Origin of the sequence: Kitasatospora sp. NPDC059722, from assembly GCF_042733235.1 — a bacterium.
Classification (GTDB): domain Bacteria; phylum Actinomycetota; class Actinomycetes; order Streptomycetales; family Streptomycetaceae; genus Kitasatospora.
The window spans coordinates 24,307-35,709 of record NZ_JBHWGD010000079.1 but is presented as its reverse complement, the minus strand read 5'-3'; the positions used below and the strand labels follow the sequence as shown (position 1 = coordinate 35,709).

General features: G+C 73.1%; 11 protein-coding genes. All 11 read right to left on the bottom strand.

Annotated features, from left to right (window positions below):
- Nucleotides 1–137: 137 nt before the first annotated feature.
- The 11 genes from htpX to ACFV4F_RS34250 all read right to left on the bottom strand — a co-directional run bounded on the left by htpX (nucleotide 138) and on the right by ACFV4F_RS34250 (nucleotide 11,275).
- Nucleotides 138–1,001, bottom strand: a complete 864-nt coding sequence (gene htpX, locus ACFV4F_RS34300; protein WP_380508504.1) for a zinc metalloprotease HtpX — start codon at nucleotides 999–1,001, stop codon at nucleotides 138–140.
- 162 nt (nucleotides 1,002–1,163) lie between these two features.
- A complete protein-coding gene (locus ACFV4F_RS34295; RefSeq protein ID WP_380508501.1) occupies nucleotides 1,164–2,822 on the bottom strand; it encodes an NADH-quinone oxidoreductase subunit N in 1,659 nt (552 codons plus the stop codon).
- A gap of 1 nt (nucleotide 2,823) precedes the next feature.
- Nucleotides 2,824–4,380: a NuoM family protein gene (locus ACFV4F_RS34290; protein ID WP_380444768.1), complete on the bottom strand. Its 1,557-nt coding sequence runs from the start codon at nucleotides 4,378–4,380 to the stop codon at nucleotides 2,824–2,826.
- 56 nt (nucleotides 4,381–4,436) lie between these two features.
- Nucleotides 4,437–6,512, bottom strand: coding sequence for an NADH-quinone oxidoreductase subunit L (locus tag ACFV4F_RS34285; RefSeq protein ID WP_380508499.1), 2,076 nt, complete (start codon nucleotides 6,510–6,512; stop codon nucleotides 4,437–4,439).
- Nucleotides 6,509–6,880: an NADH-quinone oxidoreductase subunit NuoK gene (gene nuoK / locus ACFV4F_RS34280; protein WP_329930390.1), complete on the bottom strand. Its 372-nt coding sequence runs from the start codon at nucleotides 6,878–6,880 to the stop codon at nucleotides 6,509–6,511. The genes ACFV4F_RS34285 and nuoK overlap by 4 nt, the downstream gene beginning before the upstream one ends.
- Nucleotides 6,880–7,572 (bottom strand): NADH-quinone oxidoreductase subunit J, encoded by a 693-nt coding sequence (locus ACFV4F_RS34275; RefSeq protein ID WP_380497366.1) that lies wholly within the window; start codon nucleotides 7,570–7,572, stop codon nucleotides 6,880–6,882. The genes nuoK and ACFV4F_RS34275 overlap by 1 nt, the downstream gene beginning before the upstream one ends.
- On the bottom strand, nucleotides 7,569–8,132 hold the full coding sequence (locus ACFV4F_RS34270) for a NuoI/complex I 23 kDa subunit family protein (protein WP_380444764.1): 564 nt from the start codon (nucleotides 8,130–8,132) through the stop codon (nucleotides 7,569–7,571). The genes ACFV4F_RS34275 and ACFV4F_RS34270 overlap by 4 nt, the downstream gene beginning before the upstream one ends.
- Nucleotides 8,129–9,088 (bottom strand): NADH-quinone oxidoreductase subunit NuoH, encoded by a 960-nt coding sequence (gene nuoH / locus ACFV4F_RS34265; protein WP_380444763.1) that lies wholly within the window; start codon nucleotides 9,086–9,088, stop codon nucleotides 8,129–8,131. Before nuoH ends, ACFV4F_RS34270 begins: the two co-directional genes overlap by 4 nt.
- Nucleotides 9,085–10,182, bottom strand: a complete 1,098-nt coding sequence (locus ACFV4F_RS34260) for an NADH-quinone oxidoreductase subunit C (RefSeq protein ID WP_380508496.1) — start codon at nucleotides 10,180–10,182, stop codon at nucleotides 9,085–9,087. Before ACFV4F_RS34260 ends, nuoH begins: the two co-directional genes overlap by 4 nt.
- Complete coding sequence (locus tag ACFV4F_RS34255; protein WP_380508493.1) at nucleotides 10,179–10,868, bottom strand: NADH-quinone oxidoreductase subunit B; 690 nt, start codon at nucleotides 10,866–10,868, stop codon at nucleotides 10,179–10,181. Before ACFV4F_RS34255 ends, ACFV4F_RS34260 begins: the two co-directional genes overlap by 4 nt.
- On the bottom strand, nucleotides 10,859–11,275 hold the full coding sequence (locus tag ACFV4F_RS34250; RefSeq protein WP_380508490.1) for an NADH-quinone oxidoreductase subunit A: 417 nt from the start codon (nucleotides 11,273–11,275) through the stop codon (nucleotides 10,859–10,861). Before ACFV4F_RS34250 ends, ACFV4F_RS34255 begins: the two co-directional genes overlap by 10 nt.
- Nucleotides 11,276–11,403 lie beyond the last annotated feature (128 nt).

Here is an 11,403-nt window from a genome sequence, read left to right as displayed (position 1 = left end):
GGTGGGCTGGGTTTTTTTTATAAGAGACAGGTCGTAAAATCATCCAGCCCCCGGAGCGGCCACCCCCGCAGCCACCCCCGGCACCCCCCACCCACCCGAAAGCCCACCCCGCACCCAAGCCCCGCGCAGCGGAACCCTCAGCCCCGATACCCCGCCATCCGCTCAAGCCGAGCGATCCGCTCCCCCATCGGAGGATGCGTCGAGAACAACCGGGCCCCAGCCTCACCCGGCCGGAACGGACTGGCGATCATCATGTGGCTCGCCGTCTGCAGCTGAGGCTCCGGCGGCAGGGGCAGCCGCCGCGTACCGGCGTCCAGCTTCCGCAGCGCACTGGCCAGCGCCAGCGGATCCCCCGTGATGCGGGCACCGTCCGCGTCGGCCTGGTACTCGCGGGAGCGGCTGACCGCGAGCTGGATCAGCCCGGCCGCCAGCGGTCCGAGGATCATGATCGCGAGCATCCCGAACAGGCCCGGCCCGTCGTCGTCGTCGCTGCGTCCGAAGGGGATCAGCCAGGCGAAGTTCACGAGGAACATCACCACCGAGGCGAGCGCCCCGGCGACCGACGAGATCAGGATGTCCCGGTTGTAGACGTGGCTCAGCTCGTGGCCGAGCACCCCCCGGAGCTCGCGCTCGTCGAGCAGTTGCAGGATGCCGTCCGTGCAGCAGACCGCCGCGTTGCGCGGGTTGCGGCCGGTGGCGAAGGCGTTGGGGGCGGGGGTGGGCGAGATGTAGAGCCGGGGCATCGGCTGGCGGGCGGAGGTGGAGAGCTCCCGGACGATCCGGTAGAGCTGCGGCGCCTCGATCTCGCTGACCGGCCGGGCCCGCATGGCCCGCAGCGCGAGCTTGTCACTGTTCCAGTACGCGTAGGCATTGGTCCCGACGGCGACCAGCAGGGCGATCACGAGGCCGCTCCGGCCGAAGAAGCCGCCGATCACCAGGATCAGCGCCGAGAGGCCGCCGAGCAGGACGGCGGTCCTCAGTCCGTTGTGCCGGCGGTGCACGTCAGGCCCTCCAATGGCGCGGTGGGGAAGCCCTTTCTGCCTCGTCCCTCTTGCCCGGTCAACGGGCGGGGCCGGGGACCTTGTTCCCTTGTGACACAGCCGACAGAGGTGACACCACCCTCACCCCCGAGTGCCCACCCACCTCAGAGCCCGCCCGACGGGTCAGAACAGGCTGCCACCCGCCACCTGGAGCACGAGCTGCGGAGCGACCGACAACACCACGGCGACCGAAGCGGTGAGCCCCAGCGTCGCCGTCAGACTCAACGGAAGCCGACTCTCGACGCCTCCCTCGACGCCTGCACCGACGCCTGCACCGACGCCTCCCTCGACGCCTGCCTCGCCGCCACCGTCGCCGCCGGCCGCGACCGCCGCCGGAGCGAACAACCGGGCCGTCCAGAGCAGGTAGTAGTACAGCGCGACGACGACGTTGACGGCCATGACCACGGCCAGCCAGCCCAGCCCGGCGTCGACGGCCGCCCGGAACACCACGACCTTGCCGAAGAGCCCGATCACGCCCGGCGGCAGCCCGGCCAGGCAGAGCAGGAAGAAGGCCAGGGCGAGCGCCGTCCAGCGGCTCCGCGCGAACAGCCCGCGGAAGTCGTCCACGCTGGTGCCGGCCCGCCGGCCGACCGCCGCGACCACGCCGAACGCACCGAGGTTCACGACCCCGTAGATCAGCGCGTACGCGGCGGCGGCGCCCAGCGGGTCGGCGGCCGTGGGCGCGTAGCCGGCGGCGGCGAGCGGCACCAGCAGGTACCCGGCCTGGCCGACGGAGGACCAGGCGAGCAGCCGGACCGCGCTGTAGCGGGTGTCGAAGCGCTGGCGCAGCGCGCCGACGTTGCCGACGGTCATGGTGACGGCGGCGAGCACCGCGAGCACCAGGCCCCAGGTGTGGGCGTACGGGCGGAACGCCACCGTGGTGGCGAGCGCCAGGCCGGAGAGGCCGGCCGCCTTGCCGACGACCGACAGGTAGCCGGCGACGGGCAGCGGTGCGCCGGTGTAGGTGTCGGGCACCCAGAAGTGGAACGGGACGGCGGCCACCTTGAAGGCGAAGCCGACGAGGGTCAGAACGGCACCGGCCTCGGCCAGCGGCTTGAGCTGCGCGGGGGCGTGCTCCAGGCCCTCGGCGACGGCGCCGAGGTGCAGGCTGCCGCTGGCCGCGTAGACGAAGGAGACGCCGAGCAGCATCACGGCGGTCGCGGTGACGGAGGAGACGAAGAACTTCAGCGCGGCCTCGGCGCCCCGGCCGTCCCGGCGCAGCGCCACCAGCGCGAAGGCGGGCAGCGAGGCGACCTCCAGGGCGACCACCATGGTGGCGAGGTCGCGGGAGGCGGGCAGCAGGGCGGCGCCGGTGGCGCTGGAGAGCAGCAGGAACCAGTACTCGCCGCCGGGCAGCTTCTCGCTCTCCACGGTGTGCGCGGACAGCAGCGCGGCGATCAGCGCGCCGCCGAGGGCGAGCAGCTGGAACACCAGGGCGAAGTGGTCCGCGACGTACGAGCAGCCCGCGTTGTCAGTGGCCCCTGCTACGTTCTGCGCACAGAACGTCGCCCGGGGTGATCCCCCGGTGAGGGGGAGGAGCGAGATGAGCGCGAGGGCGAGTCCGGCCGCGGTGAGGCGGCCGAGCCACTTCTTGTGGCGCTCGGGCAGGAAGAGGTCGGCGACCAGCACCGCGAGGGCGGCCACGGCGGCGATCAGCGGCGGCGCGATCGCGACCCAGTCCACGGACTGGATCAGGCTGCCCGCGTTGGGTACGGCGAGGGAGGTCACAGTGTGCTGCCCCGTGGAGTGAGGTCCGAGTTCGGCGAGCCGGGCTCCGAGCATGTCAGCCACCTCCGAGGAGGTGCTTGACGGCTGGGTCGGAGAGGCCGAGCAGGAGCGCGGGCCAGAGGCCGGCGAGCAGGGTGAGGGCGGCCAGCGGCGTCCAGCTGACGGCCTCGTACGGACGCAGGTCGGCGAGCTCGGCCACCGGCGCGGGCTGCTCGGGGTCACCCATGCAGACGCGCTTGACGACGATCAGCAGGTACGCGGCGGTGAGGAGGGTACCGAGGCCGGCCAGGACCATGTAGGTGACGAAGGCCGGGCGGGACAGGCCCGCCGCCGGGTCGAACGCGCCGAACATGGCGAGCAGCTCGCCCCAGAAGCCGGCCAGCCCGGGCAGGCCGAGGCTGGCGACGGCGGCGAAGGCGAGCAGGGCGCCGATCCGCGGCGCGCGGCCGTAGAGGGCGGCGCCGGTGGTGCCGGACAGGGTGTCGAGGTCGGCCGTGCCGTAGCGGTCCTTGAGCGCTCCGACGAGGAAGAACAGCAGGCCGGTGATCAGACCGTGCGCGATGTTGGCGAACAGCGCGCCGTTCACGCCGACCGGGGTGAGGGAGGCGATGCCCAGCAGGACGAAGCCCATGTGGCCGACGGAGGAGTACGCGATGAGGCGCTTGAGGTCGCCCTTGGAGCCGCGGCGGGCGAGGGCGAGGCAGGCCAGCGAGCCGTAGACGATGCCGACGGCGGCGAACGCGCCCAGGTAGGGGGCGAGCGTCGTGGTGCCGTCGGGCACGACCGGGAGGAGGACGCGGACGAGACCGTAGGTGCCCATCTTCAGCAGCACGCCGGCGAGCAGCACCGAGCCGACCGTCGGGGCGGCGGTGTGCGCGTCGGGGAGCCAGCTGTGCAGCGGCCAGGCCGGGGCCTTGACCGCGAGCCCGATCATGATCGCCAGCGCGGCGGTCACCTGGGTGGTGTGGCTCAGGCCGCTGCCGTGCCCGGCGGCGAGGGCCTGCATGTCGAAGGTGCCCGCCTTGCTGCCGATCAGCAGGAAGCCGAGCAGCATCACGGCCGAGCCGAGCAGCGTGTACAGGATGAACCGGTTGGCGGCCGGCACCTTCGCGCCGCTCCCCCAGCGGGCGATCAGGAAGTACATCGGGATCAGCACGATCTCGAAGGCCATGAAGAAGAGGAGGAGGTCCAGCACCGCGAAGGTGGCGAGCATGCCGACTTCGAGGAGGAGGAACAGCCCGACGAAGGCCCGCGCCGACGGCACGTTGTCCCCGGCCGGCAGCCGCTTCTCCGAGTACAGCGCGCAGAGGAAGGTGAGCAGCGCGGTGAGCACGATCAGCGGCAACGAGACGCCGTCCACGCCGAGGTGGAAGCGCACGTGGATCGCGGGGATCCAGGACACGTCCGTGGTGGCCTGCATCCGGGCGGGCTCGCCGCGGTCGAAGCCGACCGCCAGGGCGAGGCTGAGCAGGAGCACCGCGCCGGTGAGCACCGAGTTCAGCCGCAGCGCGCGCCGGTCGGCGACGCCCGCGTCCGGGCCGAACACCGGCGCCAGGGTGAGGGCTGCACCGAGCAGCGGCAGCGCCAGGAGGGCGATGAGGACCGCGTTCATCGGGGACTCCTACGCGCGACGGTCGGGGGGAGGGACAGGACGGGGAACGGCATCCGCTACACCGCCACCAGGACGGCCAGCAGGACGACGCCGGCGAGCAGCGCGCTGAGGTAGGTCTGCGCGTTGCCGGTCTGCGCGAGCCGGACGGCCCGGCCGAGCAGGTTGGCACCGATCCCGCTGCCCTGCACGTAGCCCTCGACGACCTCGCGGTCGAGGAAGCGGACCAGCCGGGCAGCGGCGGCCACCGGGCGGACGAACAGCGCGGCGTAGAGCCGGTCGACGCCGAAGCCGTGCCGGGCCGGGCCGAACAGCGGGCCGAGCAGGGTGCGCCCGGGGTCGGCGACCAGCACCTCGGTGGCCAGCACCTCGGCGGCCGGGGCCCCGGCCTGCTCGGGCACCCGGCCGGCCGGGGCGGGGCGGCCCGCGCCGAGCCGGGCGGTGGCCGAGCGCCAGGCGCCGTACGCCAGCAGCGCGCCCGCCACGGCGAGCCCGGTGCCGGTGACGGCGGTGACGCCGGAGGGGCGCAGCGAGCCGCCGTCGAGCAGGGCGGGCAGCCAGTCGGAGCGCAGCCCGGCGATGCCGAAGGCCATGGTCGGGACGGCCAGCACCCACAGCGGCCAGCGCATCGCGTGCGGCTCGGCGGTGGCCGGGTCGGCCTCGTCGAGCTCGGGCGAGTAGGGCGCGTCGGCCTCGTGGTCGGCCACGACGGTGGCCCGGTCGGCGACGGCGGGGGCCACCACCTCGGGGGCCGCCGCGGCGGCACCGGCCGGGCTGTGGAACGCGAGCAGGAAGAGCCGGGTGGCGTAGGCGGCGGTGAGCAGCGCGGTCAGCGCCGCCGAGACCAGCACGATCCACCCGGCGGTCTGCGGCACGGCCGAGGCGGGGCCGAGGCCGTTGGTCATCGCCTCGCCGTTGGCGGCGTGCTCGGCGGCGCCGAGGACCGCCTCCTTGCTGAAGAAGCCGGAGAACGGCGGCAGCCCGGTCAGCGCGACCAGGCCGATGCCCATCGTCCAGTAGGCGTCCGGCACCCGCTTGCGCAGCCCGGGGATCCGGGACATCGCGGAGATCGAGTTGGTGTGCGCGGCGTGGATCACCACGCCGGCGGCCAGGAACAGCAGCGCCTTGAAGGCGCCGTGGCTGACCAGGTGGAACACCGAGGCCTCGCGGTCGCCGCTGGCCAGCGCCCCGGCCATGTAGCCGAGCTGGCCGACGGTCGAGTAGGCGAGCACCCGCTTGAGGTCGTCCTGCGCGAGCGCGCACAGCGCCGAGCCGATCATCGTCACGGCGGCCATGACGGCGAGCACGACGAGCGCCGCGCCCGAGAGCAGGAACACCGGCAGCAGCCGGGCGACGAGGTAGATGCCGGCCGCGACCATGGTGGCGGCGTGGATCAGCGCGGAGACCGGCGTCGGGCCGGCCATCGCGTCCGGGAGCCAGGTGTGCAGCGGGAACTGCGCGCTCTTGCCGGCGACCCCGGCGAGCAGCAGCAGCGCGATCAGCGTCGGGTGGCCGAGCTTCCCGTCGGTGGCGGCGGCCAGCACGTCCGGGATCCGGAAGCTGTGGGCGTCGGCGCCGAGCAGGAAGATCCCGAACAGGAACGGCACGTCGCCGAGCTTGGTGACCAGGAAGGCCTTCAGCGAGGCCGAGCGGGCGTCCGCGCTCTCCCAGTGGTGGCCGATCAGGAAGTACGAGCAGATGCCCATGACCTCCCAGCCGACCAGCAGCACGATCAGGTCGCCCGAGTACACGACGAGGAACATCGCCGCGGTGAAGAGCGAGACCAGCGCCGCGTACGAGGGGTAGCGCGGGTCCTCCTTCAGGTACGCGGTCGAGTAGACCTGGACGCACGTGGCGACCAGACCGACCAGCACGGAGATCAGCGAGCTGAAGCCGTCCAGGTGGAGGGCGAGCGCGATGTCCGGGCCGCCGGTCGGGGTCAGCCGGGTGGCGGCGTCGAGCGCCTGGCCGGTGCCGAGCTGGAGCGCGACCACGAGGGCGAGCACGGCCGAGGCGGCGACCGGGACGATGGCGAGCGGCCGGGCCAGGCCGGGGGCCTTCTTCCCGGCGGCCAGGGTGGCGGCGGCGCCGAGCGCGGGCAGCGCGGGGACGAGGACGGGCAGGGCGAGGTTCATGCGGTGGCCTGGCCCTTCAGCGCCCCGGCGCCGGCCGGCGCCTCCTCGGCGAGCGTCTCGGCCGGGTCGCCGAGCGCGGTGGCCCGGTCGATGTCCGCGGTGCCCCTGGCCCGGAACAGCAGCAGGACGATGGCGAGCCCGAGGCCGATCTCGGCGGCGGCGATCGTGATGGTGAACAGCGTCAGCGCCTGGCCGGCGTGCAGGGAGTCGCGCAGCCAGGCGTCGAAGGCGACGAGGTTCAGGTTGACGGCGTTGAGCATCAGCTCGACGGAGATCAGGACGAGGACGGCGTTGCGCCGGGCGAGCACGCCGTACACGCCGACGCTGAACAGCAGCGCGGCGAGGACGACGGGGTAGGCGAGGTGCATCAGCTCTCCTCCGTCACGGGCGGGGCGGCGGCCTCCGGAGCGGTGCGCGGAGCGGTCGCGGCGACGGTCCCGTTGGACCCGACCGGCCGCCCGGTGCGCAGCCGGCCGGCCCGCGGCGGCGGCACCCGGCGCTTCGAGCCGCGCGACAGCACGATCGCGCCGACGAGTGCCGCCAGCAGCAGCACGGACAGCGCCTCGAAGGGCAGGACCCACGTGCGGAACAGGCTCGCCCCGGTGACGGCGGCCGATCCGCCGCCACCCCCGAGGTCGATCCAGGAGGTGCGGAAGGCGTCCACGACCAGGGTCACGAGCGTTCCGGCGGAGGCCAGCGCGACCGCCAGGGCGACCCAGCGGTTCTTCGAGTCGGCGTCCGGCGAGCGCCCGATCGGCGCCTTCGTGAGCATCAGCCCGAACAGCACCAGGACGATCACCGAGCCGAGGTAGATCAGCACCTGCACCCAGGCGATGAACTCGGCGGTGAGCAGCAGGAACTCGATCGCGAGCCCGCCGAGCGCGACCACCAGCCACAGCGCGGCGTGCACCAGCTGCTTGGTGCTCACGGCGACGACGGCCGAGCCGAGCACGGTGATGCCGACCAGCAGGAAGACGATCTCCACGCCGGTCGGCGACAGGAACGAACGGGAGGCCGGCGCCAGCGGGCCGGTCGCCGCGAGCAGGGCAAGAGCAGTCACTCGGTCTCACCCTTCTCCTCGGGGGCGACGGCCGCCGCGGCGGCCGCGGCCAGCTTGTCCGCCGCCTTGCGCGCGGTGGCGATCTCCTTGGGCTCCTCGGCCGCCGGGTCCAGCGCCGGCGGCGCCGGGACGGTCCACATCCACTCACGGAGCCGGTCCCGTTCGTGGGTCAGCTCCAGGATGTCCGTCTCGGCGTACTCGAACTCCGGCGACCAGAACAGCGCGTCGAACGGGCACACCTCGATGCAGATCCCGCAGTACATGCAGAGCGAGAAGTCGATCGCGAAGCGGTCCAGCACGTTGCGGGTGCGGGCGCGCGCGTTCGGGTCGGCGGCCGGCAGCGTCTCCTTGTGGGAGTCGATGTAGATGCACCAGTCCGGGCACTCGCGCGCGCAGAGCATGCACACCGTGCAGTTCTCCTCCAGCAGCGCGATGACGCCGCGCGAGCGCGGCGGCAGCACCGGCTGCACGTCGGGGTACTGCGCGGTGACGGTCTTCTTCGTCATCGTCCGCAGAGTCACGGCCAACCCCTTGGCGAGGCCGGCACCCGGGAAACTCATGAGATCGCCACCTTGATGATGCCGGTGAGGGCGAGCTGGACGAGGGCGAGCGGGATCAGCACGGTCCACGCGAAGCGCATCAGCTGGTCCTCGCGCAGGCGCGGGTACGTCACCCGCAGCCAGATCACCACGAAGGCCAGCGCGAAGGTCTTCAGCAGGGTCCAGAGCCAGCCGAGCTGGTCCGGCATCGGGCCGTGCCAGCCGCCGAGGAACAGCACGGCGGTCAGCCCGGACACCACGAGGATGCCCACGTACTCGGAGAGCAGGAACAGGGCGAAGCGCAGGCCGGTGTACTCGGTGTACGCGCCGAAGATGATCTCCGAGTCGGCCACCGGCATGTCGAACGGCGGGCGCTGGAGCTCGGCCAGACCGGCCGTGAAGAACACGAACGCACCGATGAGCTGCCACGGGAGCCAGTACCACTGCCAGGAGTCCACGATCCCGGGCAGCGACAGCGTGCCGGCGGCCATCGCCACCGAGGCCGCCGCCAGCACCATCGGCAGCTCGTAGGACATCAGCTGGGCGGCCGTGCGCAGGCCGCCGAGCAGCGAGAACTTGTTCGCCGAGGCCCAGCCGGCCATCAGCTTGCCGATCACGCCGACGCCCATCACGGCCAGCACGAAGAACAGCCCGGCGTCGACCGCCTGGCCGACGAAGCCGTCCGGGCCGACCGGGATCGCCAGCAGCACGAAGAGGTACGGCAGCAGCGAGACGGCGGGCGCCAGCTGGAAGATCCGGCGGTCCGCCCCGGCGGGGACGATGTCCTCCTTCTGCGCGAACTTCACGCCGTCGGCGACGAGCTGCGCCCAGCCGTGGAAGCCGCCGGCGTACATCGGGCCGAGCCGGCCCTGCATGTGCGCCATGACCTTGTGCTCCGTCTGGCCGATGATCAGCGGGACGGTGAGGAAGACGACGAGCGTGGCGACGCAGCGCAGCACCGTGTCGAGCAGGTTCACGTGCCGTCTCCGTCCTGGCCGGCCGGGCGGGCCGACGGGTCGTCCTTCTTCTCCGCCGGGGCCTCGGCGGGCTCCGCCGCCGGCCCCTCCGCAGGTTCCTCGGCAGGCTTCGCGTCGTGGGCGGGCACCGGGTTGTGCCAGGGCGCGTCCGACGACTGCGTCCGCGTGGGGGTGGATCGCTCGGCCTTGGGCTCGTCAGCGGCCTTCGGCGCGTCGGCACCGGGCGCTTCGACCGGCTGGCTGACCGAACCGTCCGACACCGACCGGGTCCGCCGCGGGCGGTCCGCCCGCACGGCCGGAGCCTCACCGGCAGCGCCCTCGGCGACGGCGCCCTCGGCAGCCTCGGCTCCCGCCTGGCTCGCCGAACCGTCCGACACCGACCGGGTCCGCCGCGGGCGGTCCGCCCGCACCGCCGGAGCCTCACTGGCGGCACCGGCAGCACCCGCAGCCGCCGCGGCGGCCCGCGGAGTGCGCGCCGCCGCGCCCGCCGCCCGCGCACCACGCGCGGGCCGCTCGGCGACCGGCGGCAGGGTGCCCTTGAGCGGGCCCCACTCGTTCGGGTCCGGCACGCCGGCCGGCTGCATCTTGCGCCGCGCCGGCCCGTCGCCGTGGTCGGACTCGCCCGGCTCCTTGGCGCCCGGCCAGGCCTTGGCGACGCGGGCCGCGAGCACGAACTCCTTGCGCAGCGGGTGTCCCTCGAAGCCGTCCGGCAGCAGCAGGGTGACGAGGTGCGGGTGCCCGGGGAAGTCGATGCCGAACATCTCGTGGGTCTCGCGCTCGTGCCACGCGGCGCCGGCGTACACCGAGACGGCCGTCGGCAGGGTGGCCTTGTCCCGCGGCACCCGGGTGCGCAGCGCGAGGTGGCGCACCGCGTGTCCCTCGGCCGAGGCCAGGTGGGCGACCACGGAGAAGCCGTCGGCGAGCTCGTCGACGGCGCTCAGCCAGTCGAAGAAGCCCAGGCCGAGCCCGTCACGGGCGGCGGTGAGCGCCTCGATCCAGTGCTCGGCGGGCACGTCGACGGTGATCAGCCCGTACGCCTCGGCGCCGGTCGCCCACTCCCCGACCGACGCCGCGTACTGCTCTGCCGTGGTCACGAGACCCCTCCCTCTGCCGAAGAGCCCGAAGACCCCGAAGGCTCCGCGGAGCCCGAAGACCCCGAGGAGCCCGCGGGCCCCGCCACCAGCGGACGCCGCAGCGCCGACGCGGGCGCGGCGTAGCGGGCGGGCAGCGACTCGGCGGCGATCTTCTCCTGCAGCTTGAGGATGCCCTGGAGCAGCGCCTCGGGCCGCGGCGGGCAGCCGGGCACGTAGACGTCGACCGGGATGATCTGGTCGACGCCCTTGGTCACCGAGTACGAGTCCCAGTACGGACCGCCGGAGTTGGAGCAGGCGCCGAAGGAGATGACGTACTTCGGCTCGGGCATCTGCTCGTAGAGGCGCTTGACGGCGGGCGCCATCTTGTCCGTCACCGTCCCCGAGACGATCATCAGATCGGCCTGCCGGGGGCCGGGCGCGAACGGGATGACACCCATCCGGATGAAGTCGTGCTTGGCCATGGACGCCGCGATGAACTCGATCGCGCAGCAGGCCAGCCCGAAGTTGAAGCACCAGAGGCTGTAGCGGCGGCCCCAGTTGAGCACGACCTTGACCGGGTCCGGCGCGAGCCGGGCCAGCGGGCCGATGCTCCGGCGCTCGACGGCGCCGGGGCGCGACGGGTCCGGGAGGCCGAGCGGGACCGGTCCGCCCGGCGCGGCGTGCGAGTGGTTGTGGGTCATGTCCATTCCAGAACGCCCTTCTTCCAGGCGTAGAGCAGCCCGACCGCGAGGAAGGCGATGAAGAGGAACATCTCGATCAGCGTCCCGGCCCCGTACCCGGCGGTGGCGAACACGGTCGCCCACGGGAACAGGTAGATCGCGTCGACCGCGAAGATCACGTACAGGAAGGCGTACACGTAGTAGCGGATCTGGGTGTGCGCCCAGTCCTCGCCCACCGGGTCCACGCCGCACTCGTAGGCCAGGAGCTTCTCCGGCGAGTACACCACCGGACGCAGCAGCCGGTTGGCGGTGAACGCGACGGTCACGAACAGCACGCCGATGACGGCGAGCAGTCCCATCGCGGCGTACGCGTCGAAGTAGCCGCTGCCGACCGCCGGGTCGGCCGCGACGGCAGCCGCTTGCCGCCACTCCATGCCTTCGCCCTCCACTCGGCCGTGAACCGCCCCTCAAGGCAGTTCTACGTCGCTTCTTTACACGGTCATAACCATGGCCAATGCGTGAGTCTAAGGGGACGGCTCCGCTCCACCCGAACCCAGCCCGC